Annotated in this window: 16 protein-coding genes; 6 read left to right on the top strand and 10 right to left on the bottom strand. The window is 47.1% G+C overall.

All coding sequences use genetic code 11. The annotated features are described in order from the left end of the window. Window positions 1-99: 99 nt before the first annotated feature. Both typA and AC9UGD_RS03270 read right to left on the bottom strand, forming a co-directional pair. Complete coding sequence (gene typA / locus AC9UGD_RS03275) at window positions 100-2004, bottom strand: translational GTPase TypA (protein ID WP_509569501.1); 1905 nt, start codon at window positions 2002-2004, stop codon at window positions 100-102. A gap of 151 nt (window positions 2005-2155) precedes the next feature. After that, a complete protein-coding gene (locus AC9UGD_RS03270; RefSeq protein ID WP_509569498.1) occupies window positions 2156-3640 on the bottom strand; it encodes a CoA-acylating methylmalonate-semialdehyde dehydrogenase in 1485 nt (494 codons plus the stop codon). Window positions 3641-3703: 63 nt separating this feature from the next. Here AC9UGD_RS03270 and AC9UGD_RS03265 point away from each other — a divergent pair, with 63 nt between their 5' ends. Beyond that, window positions 3704-5056 carry an aspartate aminotransferase family protein gene (locus AC9UGD_RS03265; RefSeq protein WP_509569496.1) on the top strand — a complete coding sequence of 451 codons (1353 nt, stop codon included), beginning with the start codon at window positions 3704-3706 and terminating at the stop codon, window positions 5054-5056. Here the strand turns inward: AC9UGD_RS03265 and ychF are convergent. Next, window positions 5053-6126, bottom strand: a complete 1074-nt coding sequence (gene ychF, locus AC9UGD_RS03260; protein WP_509569493.1) for a redox-regulated ATPase YchF — start codon at window positions 6124-6126, stop codon at window positions 5053-5055. The genes AC9UGD_RS03265 and ychF overlap by 4 nt on opposite strands. Window positions 6127-6175: 49 nt before the next feature. On the opposite strand from ychF, the gene AC9UGD_RS03255 reads away from it, so the two are divergent. Next, the gene (locus AC9UGD_RS03255) at window positions 6176-7321 is read left to right on the top strand and encodes a DNA recombination protein RmuC (RefSeq protein WP_509569490.1); all 1146 of its coding nucleotides are present in this window, start codon (window positions 6176-6178) and stop codon (window positions 7319-7321) included. Further along, the gene (locus AC9UGD_RS03250; RefSeq protein WP_509569487.1) at window positions 7321-7743 is read left to right on the top strand and encodes a hypothetical protein; all 423 of its coding nucleotides are present in this window, start codon (window positions 7321-7323) and stop codon (window positions 7741-7743) included. The genes AC9UGD_RS03255 and AC9UGD_RS03250 overlap by 1 nt, the downstream gene beginning before the upstream one ends. On the opposite strand, the gene AC9UGD_RS03245 is transcribed toward AC9UGD_RS03250, so the two are convergent. Further along, entirely contained in the window at window positions 7740-8696 is a 957-nt protein-coding gene (locus AC9UGD_RS03245) for a 4-hydroxy-3-methylbut-2-enyl diphosphate reductase (RefSeq protein ID WP_509569484.1), read from the bottom strand. The genes AC9UGD_RS03250 and AC9UGD_RS03245 overlap by 4 nt on opposite strands. A 25-nt stretch (window positions 8697-8721) precedes the next feature. On the opposite strand from AC9UGD_RS03245, the gene xseA reads away from it, so the two are divergent. From xseA to AC9UGD_RS03230, 3 genes are read left to right on the top strand one after another with little or no spacing between them, the layout of a single operon-like run. After that, window positions 8722-9924, top strand: a complete 1203-nt coding sequence (xseA, locus tag AC9UGD_RS03240; protein ID WP_509569481.1) for an exodeoxyribonuclease VII large subunit — start codon at window positions 8722-8724, stop codon at window positions 9922-9924. Between the two features lie 20 nt (window positions 9925-9944). Continuing rightward, the gene (locus AC9UGD_RS03235) at window positions 9945-10148 is read left to right on the top strand and encodes an exodeoxyribonuclease VII small subunit (RefSeq protein WP_509569479.1); all 204 of its coding nucleotides are present in this window, start codon (window positions 9945-9947) and stop codon (window positions 10146-10148) included. A 12-nt stretch (window positions 10149-10160) separates the two neighbouring features. Continuing rightward, window positions 10161-11816 carry a fumarate hydratase gene (locus AC9UGD_RS03230; RefSeq protein WP_509569476.1) on the top strand — a complete coding sequence of 552 codons (1656 nt, stop codon included), beginning with the start codon at window positions 10161-10163 and terminating at the stop codon, window positions 11814-11816. A 7-nt stretch (window positions 11817-11823) separates the two neighbouring features. On the opposite strand, the gene AC9UGD_RS03225 is transcribed toward AC9UGD_RS03230, so the two are convergent. The 6 genes from AC9UGD_RS03225 to AC9UGD_RS03200 all read right to left on the bottom strand — a co-directional run bounded on the left by AC9UGD_RS03225 (window position 11824) and on the right by AC9UGD_RS03200 (window position 16061). Then, window positions 11824-12420 (bottom strand): aggregation-promoting factor C-terminal-like domain-containing protein, encoded by a 597-nt coding sequence (locus AC9UGD_RS03225; RefSeq protein ID WP_509569473.1) that lies wholly within the window; start codon window positions 12418-12420, stop codon window positions 11824-11826. 322 nt (window positions 12421-12742) lie between these two features. After that, the gene (gene phoH2, locus AC9UGD_RS03220; RefSeq protein WP_509569470.1) at window positions 12743-14059 is read right to left on the bottom strand and encodes an RNA 5'-3' helicase PhoH2; all 1317 of its coding nucleotides are present in this window, start codon (window positions 14057-14059) and stop codon (window positions 12743-12745) included. 120 nt (window positions 14060-14179) lie between these two features. Further along, window positions 14180-14956, bottom strand: coding sequence for an isoprenyl transferase (locus AC9UGD_RS03215; protein WP_509569467.1), 777 nt, complete (start codon window positions 14954-14956; stop codon window positions 14180-14182). Beyond that, window positions 14937-15236: a DUF3817 domain-containing protein gene (locus AC9UGD_RS03210; RefSeq protein WP_509569464.1), complete on the bottom strand. Its 300-nt coding sequence runs from the start codon at window positions 15234-15236 to the stop codon at window positions 14937-14939. Before AC9UGD_RS03210 ends, AC9UGD_RS03215 begins: the two co-directional genes overlap by 20 nt. Continuing rightward, window positions 15233-15943 carry an SURF1 family protein gene (locus AC9UGD_RS03205; protein WP_509569461.1) on the bottom strand — a complete coding sequence of 237 codons (711 nt, stop codon included), beginning with the start codon at window positions 15941-15943 and terminating at the stop codon, window positions 15233-15235. The genes AC9UGD_RS03210 and AC9UGD_RS03205 overlap by 4 nt, the downstream gene beginning before the upstream one ends. Then, the gene (locus AC9UGD_RS03200) at window positions 15927-16061 is read right to left on the bottom strand and encodes a hypothetical protein (RefSeq protein ID WP_509569458.1); all 135 of its coding nucleotides are present in this window, start codon (window positions 16059-16061) and stop codon (window positions 15927-15929) included. Before AC9UGD_RS03200 ends, AC9UGD_RS03205 begins: the two co-directional genes overlap by 17 nt. Window positions 16062-16064: the final 3 nt, after the last annotated feature.

Raw genomic sequence — 16064 nt, 5'->3', positions numbered from 1 at the left:
CATCTTGCCTGAAGAGTCCGACAAATTTAGGGATGCGACTGCTGGAGCACAAAAAAGGCCCACGTTAAGTGATTAACGCGAGCCTTTTTAGTTGAAGGGTTATGAATTGGCGTTTAGATTCGCCTTCTTTTGACGTGAAGTCGCACGTGCGCGCTCGTCGCCATTAAGGACAACCTTGCGGATACGAACAACAGCAGGTGTTACTTCGACGCACTCATCTTCGCGACAGAATTCGAGAGCACCTTCCATGTTTAGCTTCTTAGGCGGAATCAAACGCTCTGATTCATCTGTACCTGAAGCACGCATGTTTGTAAGTTTCTTTTCGCGAACACAGTTAACGTCCATGTCATCGTTACGAGAGTTCTCGCCAATAACCATACCTTCGTACACTTCATCGCCTGGTTCTACGAAAATAGTTCCGCGATCTTGTGTTCCATAAAGTGCATATGAAGTAACTGTTCCCATGCGGTCTGAAACAAGTGATCCAGTTGCACGAGTACGAATGTCTCCGAACCAAGGCTCGTAACCATCAAATACGTGGTGGAGTAAACCTGTACCGCGAGTTTCAGTTAAGAACTCGGTACGGAAACCAATAAGTCCACGTGATGGAACCTTGTAATCAAGACGGATCCAACCGGTTCCGTGATTAACCATTTGCTCCATGCGACCCTTACGAAGTGCCATCAACTGAGTCAAAACACCAAGATATTCTTCTGGTGCATCAATTGTTAAACGCTCCATCGGTTCGTGAATCTTGCCATCAATCTTCTTAATAACTACCTGTGGCTTACCAACAGTTAGTTCGAAACCTTCGCGCTTCATGATTTCAACAAGCACAGCTAGCTGTAGCTCTCCGCGACCTTGAACCTCCCATGTATCTGGGCGATCAGTGTTGAGAACACGCAATGAAACGTTACCAACTAGTTCGGCATCAAGACGGCCCTTAACTTGGCGCGCAGTAAGCAGTTTGCCGCTCTTGCCCGCAAGTGGAGATGTATTAATACCGATTGTCATCGAAATAGAAGGTTCATCAACGATGATTAATGGAAGCGCATGTGGATTTTCATTATCAGCTAGTGTCTCGCCCAATGTAATGGTGTCGATACCTGCCACGGCGATGATGTCGCCAGGATGGGCTTCCAGGGTTGGTACGCGTTCTAGTGCTTCAGTAATCAAAAGCTCTGAAATCTTTACGCGCTCTGTTGTGCCATCAGTCTTTATCCACGTGACATTCTGACCCTTTTTAATAACACCTTCGCGTACGCGACATAGTGCAAGACGACCCAAGAATGGAGATGAGTCAAGGTTTGTAACGTGTGCTTGCAATGGTGCGCCTTCGTGATACTCAGGAGCCGGAATTGCACTAAAGATTGTGTCGAACAAAACATCAAGATTTGTTTCTTCTGGCATTCCACCATCTGATGGACGAGTCAAAGATGCACGACCAGCTTTTGCTGATGCATAGACCACAGGGAATTCGATCTGCTCTTCATTTGCTCCAAGATCAAGGAACAATTCGTAAGCCTCGTCAACAACTTCGGCGATGCGTGAATCGGGACGGTCAACCTTGTTGATCAACAAAATTACTGGCAAATTCTTTTCTAGCGCTTTACGCAAAACGAAACGTGTTTGTGGCAGTGGACCTTCTGAAGCATCAACTAACAAAATAACGCCATCAACCATTTCGAGTCCGCGCTCTACTTCGCCACCGAAGTCTGCGTGGCCTGGTGTATCAATAATGTTAACGATTGTGTCGCCGCGCTTAACAGCGGTGTTCTTGGCAAGAATCGTAATTCCCTTTTCGCGTTCTAGATCCATTGAATCCATCATGCGGTCTTGGCCTTCGCCCTGAACCTTGTGCGCTGCAAATGCACCGGACTGCCACAACATCGCATCAACCAATGTTGTTTTACCGTGGTCAACGTGAGCGATGATCGCAACGTTACGTAGGTTGTCGCGCTTTTTTACTGGCAGGTCTTTGAGATGCTCTTGAATCTTGGCCACGAAAACTACTTTCCTTAGGAAGCCAGCCCTCTATAAGGCCTTGCCTCTATCAACGATTTGGTATTGCTGAGGCCAAGTTACCGACCATCATGGCTCAATCTTACCTTTTAGCCCTTGATAAGGACTAATCAGCCCCTTAACGCAGGCTTAATTAATCGTTTTGTGGGAATCCTAAGTTGATTCCACCGTGGCTTGGATCTAACCAGCGACTTGTAACAACTTTGCCGCGCGTAAAGAAGTGAATACCTTCGGTGCCATGCGCATGAGAATCACCAAATAATGAGTTTTTCCAACCACCAAATGAGTAATACGCCATTGGAACGGGAATCGGAACATTGATGCCCACCATTCCGACCTCTACTTCATTCTGGAATCTACGAGCTGCGCCGCCATCGTTAGTAAAGATTGCAGTGCCATTTCCATATTGATGTGAGTTAACAAGATTGAGCGCTTCGTCATATGTGTTAACGCGAATAATGCTTAAGACTGGACCAAAGATTTCATCCTTATAAATAGACATTTCTGGAGTCACATTGTCAAACAAAGTGGGGCCAAGCCAGAAGCCATCTCCGGCAATTTCTAAGGTGCGGCCATCGACTACAACTGTTGCACCTTCTTTGCTTCCAGCATCGATGTATGAAGCCACTTTGTCGCGGTGAACTTTTGTAACCAGCGGGCCCATGTCAGAACCTTGGGTGCCATCGCCAGTAACAATGTTTGCCATGCGAGATTTAATTCGTGCAACGAGAGCGCTGGCAATTGGTTCAACTGCAACGATTGCAGAGATCGCCATACAGCGCTCACCTGCCGAGCCAAAGCCAGCATTAATAGCGGCGTCGGCTGCAAGTTCTAAGTCAGCATCAGGCAAAACAATCATGTGGTTTTTTGCTCCACCTAGCGCCTGCACACGCTTTCCGGATTTAGTTCCGGTTTCATAGACATAACGAGCAATCGGTGTTGATCCAACAAATGAAATTGATTTGATCCCTGGGTGAGTCAGTAAAGCATCGACCGCTTCTTTATCGCCGTGAACAACATTGAATACGCCATCTGGCAATCCCGCTTCTTTCCATAACTGCGCCATAAACATCGCAGCAGATGGATCTTTTTCAGATGGCTTTACAACAACTGTGTTTCCGCAGGCAATCGCAACCGGAAAGAACCACATCGGAACCATCGCTGGAAAGTTAAATGGAGAAATAATGGCAACAGGTCCTAATGCTTGGCGGATTGAATACACATCAACGCCAGTTGAAACCTCTTCTGAAAATCCACCCTTTAATAGGTGTGGGATTCCGCAGGCAAACTCAACAACTTCAAGGCCACGCGTAACTTCACCGGCAGCATCGCTTAATACTTTTCCGTGTTCATCAGTAATCAGTGCAGCCATTTTTTCCTTGTTCTGCTGCACTAGTTCACGAAAGGCGAAAAGAACTTGAGTTCGCTTTGTTAATGAGCTGTGGCGCCATGTTGCAAAAGCTTCTGTCGCAACATTTACAGCACGATCCACTGTTGCTGCATCAGCAAAGGCAACGGTTTTGGTGACCTTTCCAGTAGCTGGGTTAAAAACTTCGCCACTGCGCTGTGATGTGTGGGTATCAAGAGCGCCATTAATCCAATGCGTTATCTGGGTCATAGGTGCAATCTACTTCAGAGGTTTATGATGGCGCTACTAACTACCAAGGGTTCGAGGACACAGATGAGCGCACCAATTAATGATCCAGCAAAGCAGGCGGCAGTTAGCGCTGCAGACCACGAATACGTTTTTCACTCGTGGTCTGCCCAAGGTGCAATTTCGCCAATGCCTATTGCAAGTGGATCAGGATCGCGCTTCTGGGATTTTGAGGGCAAGACTTACTTAGATTTTTCATCGCAGTTAGTTTTTACAAATATTGGTCATCAACACCCCACAGTTATTAAAGCCATACAGGCACAAGCAGAAGTTCTAACAACAATTGCGCCACAACATGCCAATGAGGCTCGAAATGATGCTGCCCAAAGAATTGTTGAATTAGCTGGCGATAATTTCGCAAAGGTATTTTTCACAAACGGCGGCGCAGATGCGATTGAAAATGCGATTCGCTTGGCCCGTATGCACACACATAAGCACAAAATTCTTTCAACGTATCGCTCGTATCATGGCAATACAGGTGCGGCAATTAATGCAACTGGCGATCCCCGCAGATTTCCTAATGAGTTTGCCTTTGGTCATGTGCATTTCTGGGGACCATATTTGTATCGCACCGCTTTTTGGGCAAAGGATGAAGCAGAAGAGTGCAAGCGCGCACTTGAACATCTTGAGCAAACAATTATCTTTGAAGGTCCAAACACAATTGCTGCAATCTTAATCGAGTCAGTTCCGGGGACCGCGGGTGTGTTGATGCCACCAAAGGGATATCTGGAAGGTATTCGAGCATTGTGCGATAAATACAAGATTATGTGGATCGCTGATGAAGTTATGTCTGGTTTTGGTCGCACCGGTAAATGGTTTGCCTACCAACATTCAACAGTTGTTCCTGATCTAATCACCTTTGCAAAGGGAGTTACCTCTGGTTACATCCAACTAGGTGGCGTCGTAATCAGTGATGTAATTTCTCATACCTTTGATGACAAAGTATTTGCTGGTGGGCTCACCTATATGGGTCACCCAATGGCATGTGCAACTGCGGTTGCAACAATTGATGTCATGAAGGAAGAAAAAATGCTTGAAAACGCCACCATGATTGGTGAAACGATTTTGGGTCCTGGCCTTGCTGAATTAGCAAAGAAGCACAAGGTTATTGGCGATATTCGAGGCGCTGGAGTGTTCTGGGGCGTTGATTTGGTCAGTGATCGTGCAACACACGAACCACTTGCTGCGTATGGTGGATCAAGTCCTGCCATGAATGAGTTAGTTGCTGCTTGTAAGAAAAATGGATTAATGCCATTTAATAACTTCAACAGAATTCATTTGTGCCCACCGTGCAATATCTCTGTAGAAGATGCGAAATTGGGTCTGGAAATTCTGGATAAATCTTTAGCTGAAATCGGAAAGTACTACAGCGGCGCTTAGACGTTGAAACGGAATTCGACTACATCACCGTCTTGCATGATGTAATCCTTACCTTCCATTCGTACCTTGCCCTTTGCTTTGGCTTCAACCATTGTGCCTGCAACCATTAAGTCATCAAAGCTAACAATTTCAGCCTTTATAAAACCCTTTTGGAAATCTGTGTGAATTACACCGGCAGCCATAGGCGCGGTATCACCTTTATGAATTGTCCAGGCGCGAGTTTCTTTTGGGCCGGCTGTTAAATATGTTTGCAAGCCCAAAGTATCAAAACCAACACGAGCCAAGGTTGCAAGACCTGGTTCTGTCAGACCAATTGATTGTAATAATTCCAATGCATCTTCATCACTAAGTTCTGCAAGTTCTGCTTCGGTCTTTGCATCCAAGAAAATTGCTTCAGCCGGTGCAACAAGTGCCTGCAGCTTGGCCTTTAGATCTACATCATTAATTTCGGCAGCATCAACGTTAAATACATACAAGAATGGTTTTGCAGTTAGCAAGTGAAGTTCGGCCAAGAGTTCGCGATCAATTGAACTTTGTGACAACGGCTTTCCAGATTGCAACCAATCATTAGCAGCCTTCACCGCTTCTAAAATAGGTGCCTTCTCTTTTGCTACACGTGCCTCTTTTTCAAGACGAGGAATCGCTTTTTCGATTGTCTGCAAATCGGCGAGCGCTAATTCTGTGTTTATTGTTTCCATGTCAGATGCTGGATCAATACGACCGTCTACGTGAACAACATCGCCATCGCTAAAAACACGGATTACTTGGCAGATCGCATCGGTGTCACGGATATTTGTCAGGAACTTGTTGCCAAGGCCCGCACCTTCTGATGCGCCTTTTACAATTCCGGCGATATCTACGAAGGAAACAACGGCTGGCAGCAATTTTTCTGAACCAAAGACTTTCGCAAGTTTGGCTAGACGATCATCTGGCACTCCCACCATTCCCACATTGGGCTCGATGGTGGCGAAAGGGTAGTTAGCGGCCAATACGTTGTTCTTGGTTAAGGCATTAAACAGGGTCGACTTTCCGACGTTTGGCAGTCCGACGATTCCGATTGAGAGGCTCACTGGGCTTAGCCTACGCGGGATTGTCAGTGCTCCCTGCCACGATAGGCCCATGCCCGCATACGTAGTGACCTTATTAATAGGACTGATCGCAGGAGCTGCGATCGGATACCTCTTTTCCTCCCTCAAATCCAAGGATTCGGCCGGTAATCAGGCGCTCCTTGAAGATTACAAAGTTCAACTGGACGCCGAACGCGGCAAGACGGAATCTGCCATTAAGTTAAATGCAGAACTATTGGCGGTCAAGGAATCGGTTTCACTGTTAACAACGCAATCTAATGAGGCTAACCGAATTCGTACCGAGGCTGAAGCAAAGTTGAACACAACGATTTTAGAAATGCGCCGTGCATCCGAATCCATCTTTGATGAAACTAAGAAAATTGCAGGAGCGCTTTCAAATTCGCAGACCCGCGGAAAGTTTGGCGAGGCTCAGTTAGAGCTGTTGCTCCAAGGCGCAGGTTTGCGCGAAGGACATGAGTACACCGCGCAACGTTCTACAACAGATGCCGACTCGTCAGGTATTCCAGATGTGACTGTCAATATGCCTGGTGGTTCGCAATTGTTTATTGACTCAAAATTTCCCTTTGAGCGTTTCCTAGAAGCCTTTGGAACTGATGATCAAAAAGAGCGCGATCATTTTTTGCAACAGCACACCAAAGATTTACTCAAGCATGTCGAAGCACTTGCAAAGCGCGGATATCACACATCACAAGGATCACCTGATTTTGTAGTTCTCTTTGTTCCCTTTGAAACTTTATTGTCTGAAGCTTTGCGACTAGATCCGATGCTGCTTGAAAAGTCCTTCAAGGTAGGCGTAACTATTGCTACTCCAACTTCCATGATGGCGCTACTTCGTACAATCGGATACATCTTTACCCGCAACAAGTTAGCGGAAAATGCCGATGAGATTCAAAAGGTTGCCAGTACTTTCCTAAAGAACATCACACTGTTGCACACCAAGATTGTTGCGGTCGGGAAAGCGATTTCACAAACATCTAAGGCGTATGAAGATCTAGTGCCAACTGCTGAAAAGACAGTTTTGGCACCTGCGAAAAGAATCCATAACTTGGGTGTGACTGGCGATAAAGATAAGTTAGCAATTGAGTATCCTGAGGCACCTGGCGCTGTGCGGGACCTTAAGAACGCCGAACTAGATGGCAGCGATGATTACATTGATGCAGAAGAGGTAGATGAATAGTGAGCACAATACAAAAGATGCAGATTCAAGGTCCTGGTTTAAAAAAGCCTGGAGTCGTTATTCTGCAGACCATCTTCATCGCTTTCTTTGTATTCATTGAAATGACAATTCGCACCGGTGTTGGAGTTCTCACTGGAATCGCAATCTGTGTGGCTCTATATGGCTCGCTTCGCTTTGGTCGCCCCGGAACAACCTACGTTTCCGTGGTAACTCCCCCTTTGGCTTTTGCGGGATCCGTACTTGCACTAACAATGGTGCTGGATGGTTTTAGACCATCACGGGTTGGCATTGATTTCATTGCCGCTCTTGCATCCGAAGCACCGTTTTTGATTATTGCCGCGGTGTATGGCTGGTTTGTGTACTTAAATCAAAAAGCAAAAGCAAAGCCCTCACGTCCTAAGGCTGTTGCACAGCAGGATTAAGCCTGGCCCGCTGCTTTCATATCTTTACGAAGCTCTGGCGGCAAAGCAAAGAGAAGTGATTCTTCGGCAGCGGTGATTTCTTGAACATCCTTAAAGCCATGTTCATGCAAAGTTGCTAAAACATCCTTGACCAAGATTTCTGGAACAGATGCTCCACTTGTTACGCCAATTGTTTCAACACCCGTAAACCATTCATCCTGAATTTCTTCGGCATAATCAACTAGATGTGATGCCTTTGCGCCGTATTCAAGTGCAACTTCTACCAGCCGCACCGAGTTACTAGAATTACGGGAGCCCACAACAATTACTAAATCTGCTTGCGGAGCAATTTCCTTGATAGCTTCTTGACGATTTTGTGTTGCATAACAAATGTCATCACTTGGCGGTGCCTGAATATCTGGAAAGCGTTCTTTCAGGATTGCAACAGCTTCCATAGTTTCATCAACAGATAAAGTCGTTTGAGATAACCAGACTAAGTTCTTGCCAGGTGTTGGTTGAATTGTGCGAGCGCCATCTAAGCCATCGACAATGCGAACACGATCTGGGGCTTCACCGGCGGTGCCTTCGACCTCTTCGTGGCCATGGTGACCGATAAGCAAAATTTCTGAATCCTCTGTGGCAAAACGACGCACTTCGTGGTGCACCTTGGTTACCAAGGGGCAGGTTGCATCAATAGTTTTTAGATTACGAGCTGCAGCTTGTTCGTGAACTAGTGGCGAAACTCCGTGGGCGGAAAATACAACTGTCTTGCCCTCTGGAACTTCATCTGTTTCTTCGACAAAGATGGCACCTTTTGCTTCAAGGGAAGCAACAACATGGACGTTGTGAACGATCTGCTTTCGCACATACACCGGTGCGCCATAGAGGGCCAAAGCTTTTTCAACAGTGATCACTGCGCGATCCACCCCTGCGCAATATCCGCGAGGCGCTGCCAGTAGAACTCTCTTAGCCATGGGGTCAGTCTATTAGGCTGATGTCATGTTCGAAACTTCAAGTGAATCCCCCGCCCCGGTTCGGGTCGTCTCTGAAGCGATCAAGGATTATGTCGATCGGCTAGGTCCTATTTGGATCGAAGGCGAAATCAGCGAGTTAAATGAACGCAGCGGGATGATGGCATTTATGCGCCTGCGCGACACATCCGTGGACATGTCTATTTCGGTGATGTGTCACAAATCGGTGATCGCTACCGTCAAGCCTTTGCCCGATAACGCACGGGTAGTTTTATATGCAAAGCCTTCGTTCTATACCAAAAATGGTTCGCTCTCTTTTTCTGCTCGTGAAATTCGCCAAGTCGGTGTGGGTGAATTATTAGCACGACTTGAAGCGCTTAAAAATTTGCTGGCTGGTGAAGGGCTCTTTGATTCAGATCGTAAGGTCGCACTTCCATTGCTTCCAAAAGTTATTGGTTTGATCTGTGGTCGAAACACCGATGCTGAAAAAGATGTTGTTGAAAATGCAAAGCGTCGCTGGCCAAGTGTTCAATTTGAAATCCGAGAAGTAACTGTTCAGGGAGCTGCTGCAGTTAGTGAAGTATCTGATGCGCTGCGCGAATTAGAAGCGAATAAGGATGTAGAGGTCATCATCATTACCCGCGGCGGTGGCTCCTTTGAGGATTTACTGCCATTTAGTGATGAAGGTTTGGTGCGTTTAGCAGCATCTTGTACAACGCCAATTGTTTCGGCTATTGGCCATGAAAAAGATGCACCACTTTTGGATTTAGTTGCTGATTACCGAGCATCGACTCCAACTGATGCGGCTAAGCGCGTTGTTCCAGATATTGCCGAAGAGATCGCAATGATCGCAGCGCTGCGAGATCGCGCCCGCCGGACATTGGTAAATCGCATTAGCCTAGAAACAAACCAGATTGCTAACTTTAGAAATCGCCCCGTCATGAAGGACCCACATGTCTTAATCACCACAAGGGCTGACATAATTGCGGGGCTGCGGGATCGATCAAATCGTTCCTTTGCCCATCAATTGAAATTGGCCAAAGAAGAGCTGAAGCAAATAAAAGCACGTGTGCGGGCTTTGTCGCCACAAGCAACATTGGATCGCGGCTATTCAGTTGTTCAGTTAGCCGATGGCCAAATCGTCACCGATCCAAAGAAGTTAAAGCAGGGCGATCTATTGCGCCTTCGTCTTGCTAAGGGCGAGACACAAGCCACAGCCACCGGACAGTAAAGAGAGAGTAGATTTAGCACATGAGCGATTCCAAAAAGATCTCGTATGAAGCAGCCAGAGATGAGCTAGCTGACGTTGTCGAATCCCTTGAAGAGGGCAGTGCAACCCTAGAAGAATCATTGAAGTTGTGGGAGCGCGGCGAAGAGTTAGCCAAGATCTGCCAGGAATGGTTGGACGGGGCTAAGAAAAAACTTGACGCTGTAAAGCCGAGTAGCGAGTCGTAGAGAAAAAAAGCGATGCCAAATTTTTCATACTCTGATTTATTGCCACTAGGGGCGGACACAACTAAGTACCGCCTTGTCAGCAAGGATGGCGTCAGCGTTGTGAAGCATGGTGATAAAGAGTTTTTACAGATAGAACCAGCAGCACTTGAAAAGTTAACTCATGAAGCTATCCATGACATCAATCATTACCTGCGGGCAGAGCACCTGCAGCAGTTAACAAATATTGTTAAGGATCCAGAGGCCTCACCAAATGATCGCTTTGTTGCGATCGACCTTTTGAAAAACGCCAATATTGCAGCTGGTGGAATTCTGCCGATGTGCCAAGACACCGGTACGGCGCTGGTTATGGGTAAAAAAGGACAGTACGTTTTAACAACTGGCAAAGACGAAGTCGCAATTTCTCAAGGAATCTATGACGCCTATACCCAGTTAAATTTGCGGTATTCCCAGATGGCACCGGTAACAACGTGGGAAGAGAAAAACACCGGCAACAACCTGCCTGCCCAGATCGAAATCTATGCAGATAGCGACCACCAGGACGAATACAACTTTATGTTTATCGCCAAAGGTGGCGGCAGTGCTAACAAGTCATTTTTATATCAAGAAACAAAGGCTGTTTTAAATCCAACATCGTTTATGAATTGGCTGGATGAAAAACTGCGATCAATTGGAACAGCAGCTTGTCCCCCGTATCACTTAGCAATTGTCATCGGCGGAACTAGCGCTGAAGCAACGGTTAAAACTGCAAAGCTTGCCAGCACTAAGTACTTGGATTCACTGCCAACATCAGGAGATGCGGCAACTGGCCATGGCTTTAGAGATATCGAATTAGAGCAAAAGGTTTTAGAGCTCACCAGAACCTTAGGAATCGGGGCGCAATTTGGTGGCAAGTATTTCTGTCACGATGTGCGCGTGGTTAGGTTGCCACGACACGGAGCATCACTGCCGATTGCAATTGCGGTTTCTTGTTCTGCAGATCGTCAGGCAAAGGCCAAGATCACCAAAGATGGTATTTTCTTAGAAGAGTTAGAACGAGATCCCGCACATTTCTTGCCTGAAACAACTGATGAGCATCTACATGATGATGTGGTTGCGATCGATCTTAATCAGCCAATGGCTTCGGTGTTGGCTGAACTTTCCAAGCATCCAGTTAAGACACGTCTGTCGCTGACCGGCACATTAGTTGTTGCTCGAGACCTGGCACATGCCCGTATCAAGGCTGATATGGATGCCGGCAAGCCAATGCCTGAATACTTAAAGAGTTACGCCGTCTATTACGCAGGGCCAGCAAAGACTCCAGATGGCTATGCATCAGGATCTTTCGGGCCAACAACTGCAGGTCGCATGGATTCATATGTTGAGCACTTCCAGGCACACGGCGGATCAATGGTGATGCTTGCAAAAGGAAATAGGTCAAAGGCCGTAACCGATGCCTGCGCATCACATGGTGGTTTTTATTTGGGATCAATCGGTGGACCAGCTGCGCGCCTTGCCCAAGATTGCATCAAAAAAGTTGAGGTTTTAGATTTTGAAGAGTTGGGCATGGAAGCTGTCTGGAAGATCGATGTTGTGGATTTTCCAGCATTTATTGTTGTCGATGATAAAGGCAATGATTTCTTTGCCTCAACTAGCAAGCCACTAACAATTGGCGTAAAGCCCGAAGTTTGATCCGGGGTTAGTAATAGTTACTGCGCTTGTGCTTGGCTAAAGCCTTGCACGGTGTCTCATATCGAATACTGATGTAGCGAAGGCCCCAGCGAATTTGTGTAACGGGGTTTGTGCGCCAGTCTGTTGAGATCACACTCATCTTGCTTGCTGGCAGCGCCTGTGGAATTCCGTGGGCACCAGATTTCTTGTTTCTAGCCTTGTAATTCCAGTTACTTTCCTTCGTCCAGAGCGAGTTCAAACATTTGTATTGTTTTTCGCTAAAGCCGTACTCGTCGAGCAAAATTGATTTTGCGACCTTTTTGGCACCGTATGGAGTTCGAGCCAGTTCTACCTGGCGGCTAACGGCAGAGACTAAGGCAAGTTCGGAGGAGAAGATGGCACCTGAGGCGATTGCTGCTAGATCATCCTCGGCCAATAAGGCCACCGCTGATTCGGATGTCTCGATGATCCCCACGCTTCTGTTTCCCTCTGACTCAAGAGATGTAGGAATTGTGAGCTCTAAAGCGCTAGCTGCAGGAAGGATGGTTGCCACTAGTAGCAAGGAGGTTGCTACCCCCCAGACCGCTACTGACTTTTTTGATCTATTCAACAATGCTGTCTTCACGTTCTGTTCTCCTTTCATTCATCTCTAGCCCTCGGACACTCACCCGCGGTTTCATTCCATAGGCATTAAGCCTCACAAGAGGCTTCGATACTTAAGGGGAATGCCTTTATGGTGCGGTAGTTGAGGCGCATCGGCAAATCAAAGCCCGCTAGAGTCGCAAACTCTCAGAATTTCATTAGCCTGTGGATAGGTAAAACCGCAGGTCAGATAGGGGAATGTCCGAAATGCCCCAAATGTGACTGTGACATTGTTTTAGTGAGTTTTTGTGGCCCGATGTGCTTGCGCAATCTCACATATGCAAACCCGGATATGTGCTTCTTTGTTAGGTGCCGACAGGGCCTTCCAGCAATTCAGTAACCAAGGCCGCGATCGGCGAGCGCTCGCTTCGGGTCAAGGTGACATGGGCAAAGAGCTCGTGGCCCTTCAAGGTTTCAACTACTGCGACCACGCCATCATGGCGGCCAACCCGAAGGTTGTCTCGCTGGGCAACATCGTGGGTCAAGATGACCCTGGAAGCCTGGCCAATTCTCGACAGAACCGTCAGCAAGACTCCTCGTTCTAGAGATTGGGCTTCATCAACAATCACAAATGAGTCGTGCAGGGATCGGCCGCGGATATGGGTCAGCGGCAGGACTTCGATCAGCCCGCGGTCGATGATTTCATCGATCACCGGCTGGCTTACCAGCGCACCTAAAGTATCGAAAACTGCTTGGGCCCAAGGCGACATTTTTTCGCCTTCAGATCCTGGCAAGTACCCAAGCTCTTGACCACCTACTGGATACAAAGGGCGGAAGATAACTACCTTCTTATGAACGCGCTTTTCCATTACCGCTTCGAGTCCGGCGCACAAAGCAAGGGCCGACTTTCCGGTTCCGGCACGACCACCTAAGGAAACGATTCCAATGGACTCATCCAGAAGTAGGTCAAGTGCGATTCGTTGTTCGGCGCTTCTGCCATGCAAACCAAAAGCTTGGCGATCGCCACGAACCAACTTCAATCGCTTGTCGGCGGTGACTCGGGCAAGAGCGCTGCCCTTTTCAGAGTGCAGAACTATTCCGGTGTGCACCGGAAGTTGGTGGGCGGATTCATGATCTGCAAAATCGCTGGCATACAAATCATCAATAACACTATGGCTGACATTGATCTCTTCGATGCCGGTCCAGCCGCTATTGGAAACTAGTTCGGCCAAATACTCCTGGGCTTCGACTCCAACGGATGAAGCTTTAACACGAAGTGGCAGATCCTTTGTAACAAGGACTACATCCTTGCCATCTGACATCAGATTTTTAGCAATGGCCAGGATGCGAGAATCATTGGTGCCATCTCGCAAGAAACCATGAGGCAAAGTTGAAAGATCGGTGTGGTTGAGTTCGACCGATAAAGTGCCACCTTCAGGTGTAATTGTTAGCGCTTTATCCAACCGGCCATGGGTAATTCGTAAATCATCAAGGGCTCGAAGTGCCGCGCGAGCAAAGTAGCCGAGTTCTGGATGGTCTCGTTTGGTTTCTAACTCACCGATAACTGCTATTGGAATTATGACTTCATGTTCGGCAAATCTGTACAACGCCCCGGGATCTGCGAGCAAAACACTGGTATCTAAAACAAAGGTTTTCTTAGCTTTTTGACCTTTTGCAGCCAATGCTTGCTCCTAGATTTAATTGTGATCGTCGGATGTGCTTCGGACAAATAAAAGGTAGAACTGAAGGGTAGGTTTTTTGCGCAGACACGCGATGAGCAAAAGTTAAATTTAGGGTTTGATTTATGACCCGAAGCGACGTTGTCTCACGGAATAAGATCGTAAGGCACGTAAAAAATCTACCCGACGAAAATCAGGCCAGTAGGCTTCACAAAAATAGAACTCAGACAAAGCGCTTTGCCACAACAAGAAGCCGCCAAGTCGTTGCTCGCCAGATGTGCGGATCAAAAGTTCGGGATCTGGCTGGCCGGCGGTATATAAATACTTTGAAATATCTTCGGCTGTTAGCTTGGCGGCAGCATCGGTTAATGAATGGCCGGCAGCTACCTCTTCGCCCATGTAGCTCTTTACCGCATCAACAATTTCGCGGCGACCTCCGTAGCTAATCGCCACATTTACTTCGACGCCATCATTTCGAATTGGCTTGAGAGCGATCAATTTGTCGGCCAGCCATGAAGGCAGCAGGTCTAGTGCACCAACGGCTTTAATGTTCCAACGACCTGTGGCCGCTAGTTCGTCAACGGTATTTCCAATAACTTTTAGCAGATCTTCAATCTCTTCTTGTGAGCGCTTGAAATTATCTGTCGACAGCAACCACAAAGTAACGACTTTGACTTCGGCTTCATCACACCAGCCCAAGAAATCAATGATCTTGCTGGCACCGGCTTTGTGGCCATGTGGATCGTTGACCGTTGGATTTGATTTAGCCCAACGACGATTTCCATCAAGAATCACACCCACATGATGCGGGGTCTTTGAAAAGTCCAAGGAGCGAACTAAGCGCCACTCGTACAGTGGGTAAATTAGCGACTTAATGAGTTTACGGATACTGGCGAACAACTCTGCGCTCCGCAGCGAAAGATGCAATTGGCAAAGTGCCGGCAAGTATTAGCCACAAAATCTTTGTGAGTGGCCAGCGTGCTTTTGTTCCAAATTGAATTGCGGTTAACACGTACACCGCATAGATCCAGCCATGGACAAATGGAATCCATTCGACCTTGGATTTCCAATCATCATTGTTAAATAGGTATGCCACAGGAAGATCGACAAACCACAGTAATAAGGACATAACGCCGGCGACCAGCGCCATAACTCTAAATCTCTTGACCGCACCGCTCATGGGGTAACTCTACGACGATAGAAGGGCAGGAACAGCACAACAGCGGCCATTAGCCACCAAATGACCACATATGAAAGATGCTGCCAATAGAAACCTGGGATTCGCGAGGTCAGCTTTTCTGGTGTGACTCGGGTTCGATCTAGTGATCCAATTCTGGTCGCTTCGCTGCTGGCCAATATATAACCATCATATAAATCTAGTTCTGTTAGTGATGTAACAACTGCGCTATCAAGACGGGAGATTACGCCCGGTGTATTTTCTGAACGATCACCATATTGGCTGGCAACGAGCAATCCTTCAATTTCGATTTTCATCGACTGCTGAATGTCAGGATTCTTTAAACGCTCAGCCCACAATCCACGAACAACCAATATTGCAGAATCTGTACCGACCTGTAGCAAAGCAACTTCCCAATCAGATTGCTTTCCATCGCCATCGATCTGATTGGGAGCTCTAAAGTTTTGTATGTACTGCCCCGTGACAAAAACTGTTTTATTAAGTGCGGATGGGGGTAAAGATACTCGAGGCGTAGCAACAGATTCTAAAGGGACAATTCTTGTATCAATTGTTGTTGCAACTTTCAGACTTTCTTTTAATTCAGCAGCACGTTGTAGCTGCCAAATACCAAGCCCAACAAAAATTGCGGCTAGCAATAAAACCGCAACTGCTTGTAATGCTTTGGTAAGGAATTTACTTGCTGGAGTCATCGCTTCGATCTACACCCATGAAGCGCTTATAGAAACTTCGCATCAAGAATGCAAAAGCCAGGACTAGCAAGGCTACGGTTAGTGAGCCGGCCGCACCCATATCAATGTCTTTAGTCATGAC

Source organism: Candidatus Planktophila sp., from assembly GCF_044232745.1.
Taxonomy (GTDB): Bacteria; Actinomycetota; Actinomycetes; order Nanopelagicales; family Nanopelagicaceae; genus Planktophila.
This window is presented reverse-complemented; position numbering and strand designations above follow the sequence as displayed.